At 51.8% G+C, this 16,610-nt stretch carries 11 protein-coding genes; 7 read left to right on the plus strand and 4 right to left on the minus strand.

Going from position 1 to position 16,610, the window contains the following annotated elements; translation table 11 throughout:
• Positions 1 to 90 precede the first annotated feature (90 nt).
• Positions 91 to 1,035 carry a DUF2156 domain-containing protein gene (locus AC52PS_RS11695; RefSeq protein WP_495563250.1) on the plus strand — a complete coding sequence of 315 codons (945 nt, stop codon included), beginning with the start codon at positions 91 to 93 and terminating at the stop codon, positions 1,033 to 1,035.
• Positions 1,019 to 4,834, plus strand: coding sequence for a [protein-PII] uridylyltransferase family protein (locus AC52PS_RS11700; protein WP_495563251.1), 3,816 nt, complete (start codon positions 1,019 to 1,021; stop codon positions 4,832 to 4,834). The genes AC52PS_RS11695 and AC52PS_RS11700 overlap by 17 nt, the downstream gene beginning before the upstream one ends.
• Here AC52PS_RS11700 and AC52PS_RS11705 read toward each other — a convergent pair.
• Positions 4,811 to 5,473 (minus strand): bifunctional 4-hydroxy-2-oxoglutarate aldolase/2-dehydro-3-deoxy-phosphogluconate aldolase, encoded by a 663-nt coding sequence (locus tag AC52PS_RS11705; RefSeq protein ID WP_495563252.1) that lies wholly within the window; start codon positions 5,471 to 5,473, stop codon positions 4,811 to 4,813. The two genes, AC52PS_RS11700 and AC52PS_RS11705, sit on opposite strands and share 24 nt — an antisense overlap.
• 89 nt (positions 5,474 to 5,562) lie before the next feature.
• Here AC52PS_RS11705 and AC52PS_RS11710 point away from each other — a divergent pair, with 89 nt between their 5' ends.
• Genes AC52PS_RS11710 through AC52PS_RS11720 form a run of 3 tightly spaced genes read left to right on the plus strand, consistent with a single transcriptional unit; the run spans position 5,563 to position 9,621 of the window.
• Positions 5,563 to 6,036, plus strand: a complete 474-nt coding sequence (locus AC52PS_RS11710) for an RNA polymerase sigma factor (protein WP_495563253.1) — start codon at positions 5,563 to 5,565, stop codon at positions 6,034 to 6,036.
• Positions 6,037 to 6,040: 4 nt separating this feature from the next.
• Complete coding sequence (locus AC52PS_RS11715; RefSeq protein WP_495563254.1) at positions 6,041 to 6,922, plus strand: hypothetical protein; 882 nt, start codon at positions 6,041 to 6,043, stop codon at positions 6,920 to 6,922.
• 17 nt (positions 6,923 to 6,939) lie between these two features.
• Positions 6,940 to 9,621 carry a caspase family protein gene (locus AC52PS_RS11720; RefSeq protein WP_495563255.1) on the plus strand — a complete coding sequence of 894 codons (2,682 nt, stop codon included), beginning with the start codon at positions 6,940 to 6,942 and terminating at the stop codon, positions 9,619 to 9,621.
• Between the two features lie 113 nt (positions 9,622 to 9,734).
• Here AC52PS_RS11720 and AC52PS_RS11725 read toward each other — a convergent pair whose 3' ends face one another.
• A complete protein-coding gene (locus tag AC52PS_RS11725; RefSeq protein ID WP_495563256.1) occupies positions 9,735 to 10,433 on the minus strand; it encodes a hypothetical protein in 699 nt (232 codons plus the stop codon).
• Positions 10,434 to 10,742: 309 nt separating this feature from the next.
• Positions 10,743 to 12,146 (minus strand): type I glutamate--ammonia ligase, encoded by a 1,404-nt coding sequence (gene glnA, locus AC52PS_RS11730; protein ID WP_495563257.1) that lies wholly within the window; start codon positions 12,144 to 12,146, stop codon positions 10,743 to 10,745.
• A 254-nt stretch (positions 12,147 to 12,400) separates the two neighbouring features.
• On the opposite strand from glnA, the gene AC52PS_RS11735 reads away from it, so the two are divergent.
• The gene (locus AC52PS_RS11735; RefSeq protein ID WP_495563258.1) at positions 12,401 to 14,026 is read left to right on the plus strand and encodes a glucose-6-phosphate isomerase; all 1,626 of its coding nucleotides are present in this window, start codon (positions 12,401 to 12,403) and stop codon (positions 14,024 to 14,026) included.
• A 120-nt stretch (positions 14,027 to 14,146) separates the two neighbouring features.
• Here the strand turns inward: AC52PS_RS11735 and AC52PS_RS11740 are convergent, their stop codons facing one another.
• On the minus strand, positions 14,147 to 15,133 hold the full coding sequence (locus AC52PS_RS11740; RefSeq protein WP_495563259.1) for an alpha/beta fold hydrolase: 987 nt from the start codon (positions 15,131 to 15,133) through the stop codon (positions 14,147 to 14,149).
• A 369-nt stretch (positions 15,134 to 15,502) separates the two neighbouring features.
• Here AC52PS_RS11740 and AC52PS_RS11745 point away from each other — a divergent pair, with 369 nt between their 5' ends.
• Positions 15,503 to 16,453, plus strand: coding sequence for a hypothetical protein (locus tag AC52PS_RS11745; protein ID WP_495563260.1), 951 nt, complete (start codon positions 15,503 to 15,505; stop codon positions 16,451 to 16,453).
• Positions 16,454 to 16,610 lie beyond the last annotated feature (157 nt).

The raw sequence follows: 16,610 nt of genomic DNA on the forward strand, positions 1-16,610 counted from the left end.
CTCCTCGAATTCCTCTGTATCCGGGCAATCTTCTTGCATATACACATGTTTGTGTTTGCCCGGAGCTTCAGAATCGCATATATTACTGGTATGCAACACATACCAGAATATCCGGAATTTTCAAATATTCATAAGGATTTTAAAAAAGAACTGTACCCCAGGCTCAATAATGAAGCCGGAGGGGTTTCAGAGTTCACGTTCACCGGTCTGTACCTCTTTCGGAATCATTACGAATATGAACTAAGCTGGCTTCCCGATGAAAAGCTGCTGATAAAGGGGAAAAAGGACGGAAAAACCTTTTACAGTCTCCCCATGGGCTTTCCCGATGACATGAAACTGCGGCGACAACTGCTCACGGAAGCCGATTATATGAAGAACCTGAACGAGGAACGGGCTGATGAAGCCCGGATTTGGCTTGAAGGGATGGGCTATAGCGTATGCGAAGACAGGGATAATTTTGACTACCTCTATCTCAGGGAAGATCTTGCCACCCTGAAAGGGAAGAAATATCATAAGAAGCGGAATCAGATTAATGCCTTCCTTAATAATTACTCCTATGAAGAGCGTCCGCTGTGCAACGACAATGTGGACGATGCCTTTGCGGTGCTGGAAAAATGGCGGGAAGGCCGTGACGAGGACGGAGACTATACGGCAAGCAAAGAAGCGCTTGAGCTGAAAGACTTCCTGGAATTAAACGGCTACATGATCTATGTTGACGGAAAACCCGCCGCATACACAATGGGCGAAGGAATATCCAAGAAAAGTACCTATGTTATTCATATTGAAAAAGCGCTGGGTGAATACAAAGGGATTTATCAGTTTATTAACAGGGCATACGCCGCCGTCCTCCCCAAATGCTATAAGTATATCAACCGGGAACAGGATCTTGGAAATGAAGGGCTCAGGCAGGCAAAAATGACCTACCGTCCTGCCGGGTTTATTAAGAAATACCGGGTATGTACAATGGGAGAGGTGGAAATGCCCTTCCATACCCTGAACCGACAGGATGTGCCCGAATATGCAGGAAAGCAATAGCAATCTCATACAGGAGATCTGCGCTAAATCCCCGGAACTGGAAACCCATGATGTAGAACGGCTGGTTCATGCATTGCCGGGCGACGGAATTCGAAGGTTTCCCCGAAGAGATTTACCACGGATTATTCGGGGTATGCGCAGTCTTCAGACAGACCATCCGGTTCACTTCATCGTTGACAGAAAGGACACCATGGAGGGAAGAGAAATTTCCCTTTACGTCATCGGTTTCGACCACGATTTGCTGTTCAGCATCCTGGTTGGAGTACTGGCCGCCGCCGGAATGAATATCAGGGAAGGCACCATCGCCACCAGCAGAAATATCGGCGGCAGACGGATTATTATCGATCACTTCTCCGGCAACATCCAGGGAGATGGGGGGATGCACGGCTGGGTCGCCCGGGTGGAAGAACACATTAGGGAATTTTACCAGCTATTGGAGTCCCCCGCCCCTCCGGGGGCAAATCCGGTACAGCCCGCATCAATTCAGCAGAGGGTGATTGAGCTGGTCAGTCAACGGATCCAAAACTCCGTTCCGGGAAACGGAACCCTTTTAAATCCCATTCATCTAAAGATTATTCAGAAGGAACACTCCACGGTAATTGAGGTAAAATCTTCGGATACGCCTTTTTTTCTCTACAGTCTGAGCACGGTCCTCAACCTGCACCGGCTGCGAATCGAGCATGTACACATAGAAACCCGCAACGGACGGCTGGTGGACATCATAGAATTCACCGACCGCAAGGGAAAACCCATCAAAAGCGAGCGGGTGCTGAACCGAATCAAGCTTTCAATTCTTATTTCCAAGCAATTCACCTACTTCCTGGATAAGGCACCTGACCCGGCAAAAGCGCTGGAACGTTTTGACAGTCTCATTCAGGACGTTCAGCAGCTGGATGCAGCAGAGGACTTCCGGGAGCTATTGGCTTCCAGCGGTTTTCACGGTGAACTGGCACGGCTTCTGGGAACCAGTGACTTTCTGTGGGAAGATTTTATCAGGATTCAACGGGACAGTATCGTACCCATGCTTAAGAATCTTGATAAACGTCACCTGCTCAGCACAGCGGAGGAGGAGCTTGAAAAACGGCTCAGTGACAGACTGGATGAAGCCCGGGGTCCTGATGCAAATTCCCCGGACATCTCCTCCATGACCGCAGCCCTGAATGAGTTTAAAAACCGGGAAAGCTTCCTCATCGACATGGATCACATCACCATCAGGGATCTGGACTTCTTTTTTCTTTCACGAAGACTGAGCGCTCTTGCGGAAGCTGTGGTCCGGGCCGCCTGCAGACTGGCTTGGCTTGAAATGACCGGCCGCTACGGAATTCCACGGAGCGCCGGGGGCCTGGAGGCGGAATGGGCGGTGTTCGGCCTGGGAAAACTGGGAGGCAAGGCCCTGGGGTACGCAAGCGACCTGGAGCTGTTGTTTGTGTTCTCCGATAACGGCCACAGTGACGGGGAAAAGTCCATTGCAAACCGGGATTTTTTCGAGAAGATGTTTAAGCGGGCCGGCGGCATGATCAGCGCGAAAAAAGAGGGCATATTCCAGGTGGATCTTCGTCTGCGCCCCCATGGGGAAGACGGTCCCGTAGCTGTAAAGCTGGACAAGTTCAGCGAGTACTTCCGGGCGGGGGGCAAAGCCCACAGCGCAGAGCGTCTCGCCCTGGTGCGGATGCGGCACCTGGGAGGGAGTCCCGACCTGGGCCGGGAATGTCTGAGCATCAGAAATCACATTCTCTACGAAAGCGATGCGATTATTGTACCAGAGCTCCGGGATCTGCGTCAGCTCCAGCTCAGGGAAAAACTCAGGGAAGGGAGAATCAACGCCAAGTTCAGCCCCGGCGGCCTTGTGGATCTTGAATATAATGTTCAAATTCTTCAGGTAATTCACGGCAGAAAACATGAGTCTCTCAGGGGACCGGGAATTCATGACGCGTTGAAATCCCTTCATAATCTGGGCACCATCGATGATGCGGAGACAGAAGCCATGATCCAAGCCTACCGTTTCCACCGGAATCTGATTAACGGGCTGCGGATGCTCAGGGGAAATGCCGAAGACCTGTTTCTCCCCCCCCATCACGACCGTGAATACCGCCACCTGGCCCGGAGAATCGGGTACAAAACCCGGGAGGGCCTGAGCGAAGCGGATCAGCTGACCATAGACTTTGAAACCCACAGTGCCCGTGTGCGCCAGTTCGTCGAGCGTCATCTTGGGCGGGAGGCCATTCCCGGAAGGCGGAAACTCACAATTGTAGATATCGTAATCAGTGACGGCCTGGATCCGGAAGAGATGGATGAGTTTTTCCGTATATCTGGCTTCCAGAACGGCCAAAAAGCCATGGTGAATATCCAGAATATCGCTCAGCGAGATGTAAGCGGCGAACACTTCATACGACTGGCAATCCTTGCCTGGGAGAGAATCTCCAGAAGTGCAGACCCGGATATGGCCCTGAATAACTGGGAGCAGTTCACCGCCAGGCTGAAGAGCCAGGAACGTCATTTCACCCAGCTGCTCAGTCAACCCAAGCGGATGGATATTCTTTTCAGCCTGCTTGCCAGCTCCCAGTTTCTGGCAGACACCCTGATTCAGAACCCCGGTTTCTTCTTCTGGGCCACCGACCCCGAAGTTGTGAGCCGGCCCAGGAATCAGATAGAGATGGAGGAAGACCTGAGCAGGGAAGCCCTCGCCGCATCCGATCATCATGACTGGCTGAACCGGCTGCGGAGGCAGCGGAAAAAGGAAATTCTCCGCATCGGGGTACGTGATATCGCCCTTGGGGTAAAGATTGAAGAAATTATGGGGGAGATATCCTTTCTGGCCCGCAGTTGTTGCGAAATTGCCTTGAGAGAAGCGGCGTTCCGGGAAATTCACCCCCCAGGGGGCAGAGGTGACCCACGGCTGAAAGAGATGCTCTCCTCGTTATCGGTACTCGCCTTCGGGAAACTGGGGGGATGGGAATTGAATTACAGCTCGGATATTGACCTTCTCTGTGTATACCTGCCGGATGATTCCCGTGAACGGGATGAAGAGCTGAAATTGTACACCGGCATATTCAAATCAATGGTGAAGAGCCTGAACGATTTCACCCGGGAAGGACAGGCCTACCGGGTCGATATGCGGCTGAGACCATATGGTGCCTCAGGACCGCTGGTCTCTTCAATGCCGGCCATCCTTGAATATTACCGGAAGCATGCAGATCCCTGGGAATTTCAGGCTCTCATCAAACTCAAACCTGTGGCGGGAAGCCTGGCTCTGGGTGAACGTCTGCTCTCCGAGTTGAAACCGGAATTTGACCGGGTATGGGATGAACAGGACCCCAGAAGCAATATCGATTCAATGCGAAAAAAAAGCATCGCTCATCATGTGGGGGGCAGCGGCTCGAATCCCGCTGAGAACGGAGATGACCTGCTCCCGGGATTTGACGTAAAAAACGACCACGGGGGAATCAGGGATATTGAGTTTTTCATACAGGGAATGCAGATGCTTCACAGCGGGGAATATCCGGTAATACTTACCGGCAACAGTCTGAGAGGTCTTCAGCTGCTTGAGCGCACAGAACTTATTTCAGGAAACGTCAGTGATACTCTCGCGGAATATTACACGTTTTTCCGAAGAGTCGAACATTATCTTCAGCTGAGCAACAACAAACAGGCCCACAGTCTGTCTGAACAGACACAGGAACTGACAAAACTGGCACTCTGCCTGAAACCTTCATGGAAGCCTGAACGCTTTTTTCGCTACTTCAAAACCGCCATCGGAGAGGTTCATTCCACGTATTCAGGATTTATCCGGGGAGAATGACGCTGCCCGGCTCAAAAAGCTCCGTATTCGCTCCCTTACCCCCTGAACATCCCCTGATTCGAACGCTGAGCGGTTAAATACAGAGCTTGCACCGCAGGCAGTCACGTTTGATAACTCTAAATAGCTGGAAAGATTTTCCAGGTTGATACCGCCTGTGGGGACGAAACCCACTTCAGGATGAGTTGCCTTCATGGCCCTGATCATGCCGGGACCGCCGGAAACAGAGGCTGGAAAAAATTTCAGTACGCTGAGCCCGTACTCAAGAGCCTCCTCCGCTTCCCGGACCGTAGAAATTCCCGGAATATAGGGGGGCGGCTGTTCTCCCCCGCTTCGCATACCGTCCCACATCCTGATAACACCGGGAACCACACTGGGGGAAACCAGAAAGTCCACTCCCGCATCCACCGCAGCTTGAAGCTGCTGAGGCTGTCTCAGCGTACCGGCGCCCAGAATTATACCCGGGAAACGGGCCCGGACAGCACGGATCACCTCAGGGGCCCGGGGATTGCGAAACGTGAGCTCCATGACAGGAAGCCCCTCCTCCAACAGCAGCTGGGCGAACCGGAGAGCGTCGTCGGCTTCCGAGAGATTCAGTACCGGTATAATCCGATGTTCGGCAATTTTTTTGAAAAGACTCATAGCTGAATTATAGAGGCAAGACGGAGAATATGGGAACATATTTTCCGCCCAGGGCTGTTATAGTCAATGAACCAAGGCAGGAGCGCAGAGTGAATATCAATATTGAACAGTACTATGGAAAATACGCCCCTATGGTGTACCGGCGCTGCCTCAGCATCGTAAAAAACGAAGAGGCCGCCCAGGATATTATGCAGGATGTATTTGTAAACCTCCTGCGCTTTCAGAAACGGCTGGAGCATAAGGGCCCGTCCAGCCTTCTCTACACTATGGCAACCAATCTGAGCCTGAACTACCTCAGGTCTCAGAAACTTCGGCAGCATCCGGCCGTGGAGGATCAGGACCCCGGATGGATAGATCCCAGCGGAGAAACGGTTTTGGCTCGTCATTTCCTGGAGCGGCTCTTCGCAATTGATGATGATAAAACCAGAATCATTGCGTGGCTCCATTATGTAGATAAATACACCCTGGAAGAAACTGCTTCCCAGGTGGGGATGTCCGTTTCAGGTATCCGCAAACGCCTGAGGAAACTGCAGATCCGGGGCAAGGCCCTGAAGGAGGCTTGAAAACATGAAACACAGTTCTACACAGGTACAGGATTTATATTTGGAGCAGGCCGCCGTGGATGAACTCGGCGAAGAAACCCGGCAGGAGCTGGCTGCCCGCCCGGGGTTTTCTCCCCATGCCTTCGCTGAGGCGGTGGAGCGTCTGAAAGAATCCAACAAGCACTTTCTTCAGCAGCACGACAGCCAGGCAGAGCTTGGGGAAATCCGACGCAGGGCCTTTGCAGCATCCGTTGAATCTCACAGAATTGCTTCAGGAGTTCTGGATATTCGTGAAAACTCGCAAGCAGAGCAGCCGGAAGAAAAAACCCGTACCTTCAACCCTTTCACCGGCCTGCGCTGGGGTGCGGCGCTTGCGGCAGCCCTGCCGGTTGTGCTGGTTTTGGGTCTGGTTTTCCGCTTCGCCCTCCCCATGGATGGGGGCAGCCAGGCGGCTGACGGCATCCGGACCAAGGGTCTCGAGCCGCGGATCTTCATTTACAGGGATCTGGGAGATGGGGAGGCGGAACTTCTGGAAGACGGAGACCGTACATTCCAGGGAGATAACCTTCAGATCAGCTATCTCGCCACCGGGAAAAACTATGGATCAATCATCTCGGTTGATTCCCGGGACGTAATAACCCTTCATTTTCCGGAAAATTCTGATATTCTTCCCCGATTACAACCCTATGATGAGGTATATCTACCATATGGATACAGACTAGATGACGCCCCTCAATTTGAAAGATTTTTCTTTGTGAGCTCCGAGGAGGCATTCGATGTGGGTGACCTGTTGGCATCCATCGCACCCCAGTTAAAATCTGCACGGTGGACGCGGAGTGGAGAAATTGATTTTCCCGATGAATTCAGCGTACACCGCATCGACCTGGTTAAGCCCGCAGGCAGATAATACAAGAGGAGAACCTTATGACCGTTCATATCATGGAGAATGGAAAATCTCCCCGCAGCGTCATGAAAGCTCCCGGAATGAATGAAAAGAGAGATGTTATGAAAACAGCTATAGAGCACGGAGTACGATTGAAAAACTTCAACAAAGCGGTTCTCATCGGTCTGATCGGCCTCCTCTGGCTGACCGCAGTACCGGCATTCACCCAGCAGAGTGATACCGGCCCATCCGACGGACCTATCCGCCGTTTCGGACTTTTTGTGGGAACCAATGACGGCGGCAGCAGCCGTCAGGAACTTCGCTGGGCTGTGAGCGACGCACTCAAGCTATCCCGAGTACTTTCTGAAGTGGGGGGGATCCTTCCTGGAGACGGTGTGGTGCTGGAGAATCCCGGGAAGCGAAATGTGGAACAGACCTTCAACCGTCTGGGCCGGATTATCGATGAAAACCGGGAAAACTCACGCCGGGTGGAATTCGTATTCTATTATTCAGGCCACTCGGACGAGACCGGGCTGCTTTTAGGTGATGAACACTTCGCGTACCAGGAACTTCGCGAGAATATTAAAAGTGTGGATGCGGATGTGAGCATTGCCATCCTGGACTCCTGTGCATCCGGGGCCTTCACACGCACCAAAGGCGGTGTCCGTACCCAGCCCTTTCTCCTGGATGACAGTTCCAGCATGAGCGGTCATGCGTTTATCACCTCAAGCTCCGCAGATGAGCTGGCTCAGGAATCGGATAGAATCGAGGCCTCGTTTTTCACCCACTACATGATCTCCGCTCTGCGGGGTGCAGCCGATCATTCCGGTGACCGAAAAGTAACTCTCAATGAGGCTTATGAGTATGCATTTAACGAAACCCTTTCGGTGACCAGCAGCAGCCTCTCGGGACCTCAGCATCCCAGTTACAACATAAATCTCAGCGGATCCGGCGATCTTGTACTCACCGATCTCAGCAATCCGGTCAGCTCCGTAGTGCTGGATGAGGCAATAGCCGGAAGAGTGTATGTGAAGAACGGCCGAAGGAATATCGTAGCAGAGATTAATAAGCCCGGGGGCAAAATTCTTGAAATCGCCCTGGATCCGGGAATCTATCATCTTGAATTGAGCGACAGCAGCGGATCTGCCTGGAACTACTCGTTCAACCTCTCCTACAGAAGCCAGAAATTTTTAGTGGCCGGCGATTTTTTCCCCATTGATCAGGAGCAAAACCGCAGCAGGGGAGGCAGCCCGTCCCAACCCTTTATGGATGAAGAGAGCGTAATTACCGATACATCCACCGATACATCCACAGATACATCCACAGATTCCAGCGGGCAGAGCTCCCAGGAAGATGACTTTTTCGCCGTTGAGGATGACTTCTTCACCGAAGAAGACGATTTTTTCAGCGATGAAGATGATTTCTTCTCGGAAACCGAAGGAGTCGATACTGAGCCTGAACAAGATACCGGGGGAAACCCTGCAGATCAGGATTCAGACCCGAAATTGAAAACCGGCAGCAAGAGCACCGGTGAAATTGTAAAAAATCCGGGCACAGAAGCTGCCTCACCCGGGGAGGTTGTGCTGAACTACCACCCGTTCTATGTCAGTGCGGTTCCCGGAATCTCATATCCCGTTGCGGAAGGCAGATCGGTTCAAACCACCTTCGCCTACAGCCCCCTGATACTGGAACTGGGCGGTCTGTCAGGGTTTGCCTCCGCAGGAATCTTTACCGATCTCTATGAAAACAGCAGCGGTGTGGTCAGTTCGGGGATTGGGAATGTAAGCCACCGGAACTTTACCGGTGTACAATCAGCCGGCATTTTCAACAGCGCCGAAGGAAGCATCACCGGCGTCCAGGCATCCGGGATATTCAATACCAGCATGGAACGTTCCCATGCGGCCCAGTTTGCCGGGGTGTTTAATGTGGCAGATGAACCCCTGAGCGGCGCCCAGCTTGCCGGGGTTTTCAATACTGCGGATCATCAAATGAACGGCGTCCAGGCAGCGGGGGTGTTTAACTCTACCGGTCTGATGAACGGCGTACAGATTGCCGGCGTTTTTAATGCCAGCAGCCAAATCAATGGTGTTCAGATGTCCACGGTCAATGTAACCGAAGACGGAGCAGGTGCCCAAATCGGTGTATTAAACATAGCCCGGGGCAAGATGCATGGGGTACAGCTGGGGGTAATCAATATCTCCAATGACCTGTACGGTATACCCATTGGGCTGTTCAGCTGGGTAAAAAAAGGTATTCATGATGTGGGCTGGTGGGTGGAAAATGACAGCCATCACTTTATCGGAATTGCCAACGGAAGCAGGAACTTCTATACCACCCTCTACGGCGGAATCCTTCCGGTGAACGGCGTGGATCAGCTGGAAGACCTCACCATGGGTTTCGGCTGGGGAACCCGGCTTCAGTTCCGGCCCCTCTATGCGGACCTTGAAGTATCCCTTCGGCGGGGCAGCACGGGAGACAATGCCAACCAGCGGCTGGCGAGCATCTTCGATCCGGAAAACCGCTACACCTACCCCTCGGCGAAGGCCGTAGTGGGAGTACAATTTTTGGGAATGGGGTTCTATCTGGGGGTAAATGCTGATCTGGAGCTGGAACCGGGACTCACCGGTGGATACAGCCAGTATAACGGTCCCGGAGGCGGATCATATGACATTCCCGGCTTCGGCACCGTACACAACCGCTTTACCTTGGGATTCAGGTTATAGCCTGCAGGTGATGGGTGCTGTTCCCAAGGAATGCACCCCGTGTGAATATCCCCGAAAAATCTGGAGAAAGCCGGCAGCTCCCGCGGGAGCGCCGGTTTTTTTTCGCACCCGACTCACTGTGCCGGAGCCTCCGTGGAAACATAGGGAGTCTCACCATAATTCGGATGTTTGGCCGATACCCGGTAGTAATAGTATTCGCCGGTACTCACGGAATCGTCACTGTAGCTGTTAGCGGTCACTTCCGCCAGTAGACTGAAACTTCCCATCGGGCCGGTTTCACTTCTACGGATTACATAGCTTAGATCTTCAAGATCCTGAGCAGCCCAACTCAGGGTAATTTCACCTGATGTGTCAATATCGGGAATTACCTCCCATGGGGGCATAAACGCAGGAATTTGAATTTCATAGTACTCGGACCATTGGCCTGCTTCATCCAGGAGTTCCGAATATCCCCGGACACTGTAGCCATATCTTCTTCCGGGCACAAATTTATCCGGACCGATTTGTGTCCCGTAATCGGTAAAGCTGGTATCGTTGTACACTGTTCTTTCAAAAAACCAGACCATATTGTTGTCCCGATCGATTAGCTGGACATCGTAATAGCCCGCCCGTTTAGCTTCGGTCCAGGTTATGGTTATCTGGTCAAAGCCCCCGGTATTGGTGGTGGTGTCAAGATAATACTCCAGTTCATGTGTGGTAATCTCCGGTTTGGTAACGATGTCCTTAAAAATAATACTGCAGGCAGATAGGGACAGTAGCAGAGCGGTCGAAAGCAGTACAATGACAAGTAGATTTCCTGGTTTCCGGTTCATGGCAGTCTCCTCAGGGTACTGACCACCGGTGAAGACAGCTCTGGTGAACTCCCCTGATGCCGGTACCTGCAGTCAGGTTTGGAGAACATTCATCCCGTTTCGGTCATAACCCGTGTTAATTATATCCTGTGAGATGATCAGTCTCAAACACTTTTCGAGATGAACAAAGAATCTCTGATAGGAATTTACGGGAACCGGGAGTTTTAGAGGTCAAAAGAAGATTTTTCCAGAAAAAGGTGCCGGCAGATATCCGCCGGCACCCGAGAGGAGAATGGCGGCCGGGATGACATCCCGGCCCGATGAAGAATCTTACACGTCGTAATACAGTTCAAATTCAACCGGTGTGGGCTGAAGCTTCTGGATTTCCACTTCTTCCTGGAGGCGATAATCGGTGTAGGCCTTAATAAAATCCTCATCGAACACGTCTCCGGCGGTAAGCCAGTCTTTATCGGCGAGCATTTCCTTAATTGCCTCTTCCTGAGTAGCACAGGTGGAGGGAATAGCGTCCGCTTCTTCCGCGGGCAGATCGTAGATATTTTTATCCAGGGCGGAGCCGGGATCAATTTTATTTTTGATACCGTCAATCATCGCCATGGTCATGGCTGCAAATGCAAGATAGGGCGAACCTGAGGCATCGCCGCAGCGGAACTCGAAGCGCCGGGCCTTATCGCCGGTTACATAGGGAATCCGTACCGCAGCTGAACGGTTGGTTGCTGAATACGCCAGCTTTACCGGCGCTTCGTAGCCGGGAACCAGCCGTCGGTAACTGTTACCGGTGGGGTTGGTGAACGCCTGGATGGAGCGGCCGTGCTTCAGAAGCCCCCCGATGGCGTACAGCGCGGTTTCGCTGAGGTTCGCATATCCGTCGCCGGCGAAGGTATTCTTGCCGTCCTTCCAGATGGAAGCGTGCACATGCATTCCTGAGCCGTTGTCGCCGAACATAGGTTTGGGCATGAAGGTTGCAGTCTTGCCGTACTGGTATGCGGTATTCTTCACGGCATATTTATACTTGTGTACCATGTCCCCGGCTTTGATGATGTCGCCGAACTTCACGCCGATTTCACCTTGGGCGGTTGCCACTTCATGGTGGTGCAGGAACACAGTAATACCCATATCTTCCATATGATTCACAATGTCGCTTCTCAAATCCATGAGGGTATCCTGGGGTGTTGCAGGGAAATACCCCATTTTGTGACGCACCTTATGTCCCAGGTTCACACCCTCATTACCGGAAGTCCAGGGGCCTTCACCGGTTTCCACTTCGAAGAAACTCACATTGGAAGAGTTATCAATCCGCACCGAATCAAAAATGAAGAACTCGGGTTCGGGACCAAAGAACACGTCATCACCAATACCCAGGCTCTTCATGTATTCAACGGCCCGATGGGCAATGTTTCGGGGAGCACGTTCGTATCGCTCACCGGTGCGGGGTTCGTAGATATCGCCAAAGAGTACAAGAGTTTTGCGCTCACGAAAGGGGTCTACGAACGCGGAGTCCAGGTCCGGCTTAAACACCATGTCGGACTTATCGATGCTCTTCCATGCACGAATGCTGGAACCGTCAAAAGGAATACCTTCGGTGAGCTGGTCCTCATCCATATTCTTCGCAACGAAGGTGGTGTGCTGAAGCATACCGAACATATCACCGAACTGGAGATCCAGATATTCGATGCCTTCCTTTTGAATCATGTCAAGAATTGCTTTGACTGACATAAAAACTCCTTTTGTGTAGCCTTTGGCTTTGTTTATTACAATTTTGTAGTAAATATAGCCAAGGCCTTCGTGAATGTAAAGAGCATTCTTCAGAGATTCATAAAAAAATACAAAAAAATGGCATAAATATTCCCGAAATTCCGGTTTTTTATACACAGCCCGCCCCGACGGGGAGAAGCACTGGTAAAAACCCCGGGTTTTGAATATTCTGATTCCCAAAGTAATCCCCTCCGGGATTTCTACGAGGAGATAAAATGTCTGAAATTCAATTCCAAAATTTCGATGAAACCAAAGCATTCGACGCCCTCCGGAAGCTGCAGGCCCCTTCGCTTTCGGCCGTTCTCGATGGTGAACGGGTAAAATCTTGTGTCTCAAGCTATGAGCTGGGCGAGCAGGAAACATTGAGTTATAACTATGCTGCCAAACAGGTGGATGACCAGATTCTGTCAGTACTGCAGGAGCTGAGCGATCAACAGCAGCTAATAGAAAAATTCAAGTCGACAGCCTCCGGAGAATATATGAACAGAGGTGAGAACCGCAGGGTTCTCCACCACCTTACCCGGGGCCAGCTTGCAGGCGAGGTGACCCATAACGGCAGGAATCAGGGAGCCTTTTACCGGGATCAAACCACCCGGATAGCCAAATTTGCCCAAAACGTTCACGATGGAATTATCACCGCAGAGAACGGCAAACCTTTCACAACGGTTGTTCAGGTGGGAATCGGAGGTTCGGATCTGGGCCCCAGAGCAATGTATCTCGCCCTGAAAAACCATGTGAACTCAAGTGAAGGAAACGGCAGCCCGTTCCGCGGCCGGGGAGAAAAACTGAGTGCCCGCTTCATTTCAAACGTGGATCCCGATGACGCAGCGGATATTCTCAGAGAGATTGATCCGTCCACCACTCTCTTTATTCTGGTATCCAAAAGCGGGACAACCCAGGAAACCCTCACCAATGAAGCACTGGTGCTGGACCGTCTGAAGCATGCGGGAGTAAAGCTGCCGAGAAAACAAATTATCTGCGTAACCAGCGAAACCAGCCCCCTGGCAAAAAGCGATGAATATCTTGATTCGTTTTTTATTGATGATTTTATCGGCGGGCGCTACAGCTCCACCAGCGCGGTTGGCGGAGCCGTCCTCAGTCTGGCATTCGGCGCCGATGTATTCCGGGAATTCCTGAACGGAGCCCATGCTGCCGATACAGGTGCCCTGGAACCAAACATTCTGAAAAACCCGGCATTGCTGGATGCTCTCATTGGTGTCTGGGAGCGGAATTTTCAGGGTTTTCCCGCAACCTCGGTACTTCCATACAGTCAAGCGATGAGCCGCTTTCCCGCCCATCTGCAGCAGATGGATATGGAGAGCAACGGGAAACAGGTGAACCGCGACGGGGGGGAGATTCACTACCCAACGGGACCGGTAATCTTCGGGGAGCCGGGAACCAACGGCCAGCACAGCTTCTACCAGCTCCTTCACCAGGGAACGGATATTATCCCCCTGCAATTCATCGGTTTTCTGAACAGCCAGGACGGTCTGGACGTGACCTGGGAAGGCTCAACCAGCCAACAAAAACTGAACGCAAACCTGGCGGCACAGATCATCGCCTTTGCCAAAGGGAAACAGGACGATAACCCCAATAAGAACTTTCCCGGCGGGCGTCCTTCCAGCCTGCTCTACAGCCGGGCCCTGACCCCCAGAGTGCTGGGCGCTCTGCTTGCCCACTTTGAGAACAAAGTGATGTTTCAGGGCTTTGTGTGGAATCTGAACAGCTTCGATCAGGAAGGTGTTCAGCTGGGGAAAATTCTCACCAAACAGGTATTGGGAGACGGGAAGCTGGATTCAGCTCTCGAAGAATTCAGCACTCTGCTGGGAGTACGCAGCTGATAAGAATTGTGATCAGAGTCTTTTGAGCAATCAGGGCGGCGGGGCAAAAGCTTCGCCGCCTTTTTTGGTCAGATTACTCCAAACGGGCTCGGCAGTGGGCGGGCTTGTGAGCTACCGGTATTAGTGCCCGTTCAGCCATTCCAGAAGATCGTCATACACCCGAGCCTTCATGGCATCATGAAGCAGCTCATGTCTTCCCTCGGGGTATATCTTCACCCGGATATCCTGCCAATCCAGTCGGCGAAAGAAATCAGCGAGTCTCAATACGCTCTTGCCGAATGAGCTCACAGGATCGTGGTCACCGGCAATCATCATGAGAGGTATGCTCTTGTCTGTCAGGGCTTTTCGGTACCCCTTGCTGTAGAGATACAGGTTACCCTCGGCAAGAGTTTTGTAGAAGCCCAGACGCATGACGGTTCCGCAGAGCGGATCTGCGATGTATGCATCCACTTCGTCGGGTATGCTGCTGATCCAATCCTGCTCGGTTCGAACAGAGGTGAAACGGCGGGATTTCGCATATGGCCCGAACACCAAATCATGGATTTTTGGACTGATCTGCGCATCCCCGTTTTTCTGTATTCCTGAATTTATAATCATCAGCCCGGCCTTGGCCCGTATACCTCCGTTGCCCGGAGTGCCGCTGAGGATTATTCCGTGGATTTTCTCCAGCTGACCCGGAGGAAGAAGCGAAAGGGCGGACCGGGCAATCATGGAGCCCATACTGTGGGCGAAGACATAGAGCTTCAGCTCCGCATACCGCACGCTGATGTAATCCACCACCTGAGCAAAATCATCAAGATAGAGATACCACCCCTCTTCTCCGGGCATATGGCCAAAATCCGGGGTTTCCTGAATCGCCCGGGTGATGGCCCGGGAATCTCCTGCATGTTTACTGCTCAACGCCGAGTAACCGTGGGCTCTCAGATCATAGCCCACAACATGATACCCGTGATGAGCCAGAAATAGGGCAAAGTTGCCGTACCGGCCGGAATGTTCCAGTGCGCCGTGCACCAATAAAATAATTCCTCTGGCGTCACCCTTGGCATGCCAAATCCGGGCGAAGGCCATGGAACCCTTCACGGGTATGTGTATTTGTTCCTCACGCATACAGCAAGAATAAACCGACCATGCCCCCGTGTCCAGAAAATGAACAGAATTAATAGTGCACCAAAGCTTGTAAAAAAACACAGCAAATCAAAGCAGCAGTAACTCTTTCCCGGTCTATGGTTTATGAACAATATCCAACCATACATAGAAAAACTACTGCCGGAATTCGAGCTGAATTCGCTCGAATTTTCACACCACAGCCCGGTCCCCCACTGCTCAAACCCACGCTGCACACGATTTCAGGACCAACCACCCCATGACAGGTCCTGGTTCAAATTCCACGGATCCTATCCAACTAAAGCCTTCGGGAGGGTGCCCCGATACCGCTGTCAGACTTGCGGCAAGACATTTTCCCTGCAAACCTTCAGAATGGACTACTACGTGAAAAAGCCGGTGGACTACATTCCTCTGATCCGCAACCTGGTTTCATCCAGCGGACAAGGCAATATGACCCGCTTCAGCGGTATGCGCTATGAGCAAATCCAAAACCGATACGAGCGAATCTGCCGGGTGCTCATGGCCATCCATTCTGATCTGCGAAAGCTGATCAGTCCCGAAATTGAGTACTGCCTTGATGGCTTTGAGTCATTCAGTTTGAGCCAGTACTTTCCTAACAATATCAATATTCTTGTGGGCAGCGGTTCGGAATTGATCTATTCCATGGGATATTCCCAGCTGAGGCGTAAGGGAAGCATGACAGAGAAGCAGAAGGAAAAGAGGGCAAGGCTTGAAAAAACACTGGGAAAGGCTCCTCCGAAGGCCATTGAAAAGTCGGTGCAAATTCTTCTTGAAAACCTTCGCAACTATCTGTTTCAGAAACATATACAGAATGTGGGGCTGAATACCGACTTTCACAAAGCGTATGTTAGAGCCCTGAAAAATATTAGGAAGCCGGGACCGCGGATCCATCACAGACAGTATTCTTCAACCCTGCCGCGAACCGTGAGTAATCGGCTGTTTCCGGTGAACTACGTGGATCGGCAGTTTCGAAAGGACCAGGCGAACCATGTTCGCGAAACCACGCAGTTTGCCCGATGCCCTTCCCAAATGATGGTAAGGTTGAGCATATATCAGATGGTGCATAATTATCTCATGCCCCGAAGGGTTCGTGATCAGAGAAACGGCAACTGGAAGACCCGGGCAGAACAGCTTGGAGTACCAGGCTGGAAACTCCATGAGGTAATCCGGAAACACTGGGGAAGAAGAGTGTTTTTGAATAAATGTGATCTGTGGCAGCAAGAGAAAACCACTTGGCTGTTGGGCTGGAGGAACAAAGGCATTCAATCTGGGCGAAGGCTTCCCTTTCATGTGTGGGTTTAAGCAGTAACCAAACGGGGTATGAGGCTGCTCCTGGCTTGCTCGGCTGCGGAAAATCCAGTTGAAAAAACGCCAGAATTTGAGTGATTTTTTTACAAGCTTTGGTGCACTGTCAACAGAAAATAGACAGAAGCAGGGGTTCCCGGATATGATGGGAATA

It is taken from the genome of Salinispira sp. (assembly GCF_059431795.1).

Excerpts from the sequence above, each read along its gene's own strand:
- glnA (WP_495563257.1), bottom strand. The coding sequence starts at position 12,146 with ATGTCAGTCAAAGCAATTCTTGACATGATTCAAAAGGAAGGCATCGAA.
- AC52PS_RS11705 (WP_495563252.1), bottom strand. The coding sequence starts at position 5,473 with ATGAGTCTTTTCAAAAAAATTGCCGAACATCGGATTATACCGGTACTG.
- AC52PS_RS11695 (WP_495563250.1), top strand. The coding sequence starts at position 91 with ATGCAACACATACCAGAATATCCGGAATTTTCAAATATTCATAAGGAT.
- AC52PS_RS11700 (WP_495563251.1), top strand. The coding sequence starts at position 1,019 with ATGCAGGAAAGCAATAGCAATCTCATACAGGAGATCTGCGCTAAATCC.
- AC52PS_RS11720 (WP_495563255.1), top strand. The coding sequence starts at position 6,940 with ATGACCGTTCATATCATGGAGAATGGAAAATCTCCCCGCAGCGTCATG.
- AC52PS_RS11745 (WP_495563260.1), top strand. The coding sequence starts at position 15,503 with ATGGACTACTACGTGAAAAAGCCGGTGGACTACATTCCTCTGATCCGC.
- AC52PS_RS11735 (WP_495563258.1), top strand. The coding sequence starts at position 12,401 with ATGTCTGAAATTCAATTCCAAAATTTCGATGAAACCAAAGCATTCGAC.
- AC52PS_RS11740 (WP_495563259.1), bottom strand. The coding sequence starts at position 15,133 with ATGCGTGAGGAACAAATACACATACCCGTGAAGGGTTCCATGGCCTTC.
- AC52PS_RS11715 (WP_495563254.1), top strand. The coding sequence starts at position 6,041 with ATGAAACACAGTTCTACACAGGTACAGGATTTATATTTGGAGCAGGCC.
- AC52PS_RS11725 (WP_495563256.1), bottom strand. The coding sequence starts at position 10,433 with ATGAACCGGAAACCAGGAAATCTACTTGTCATTGTACTGCTTTCGACC.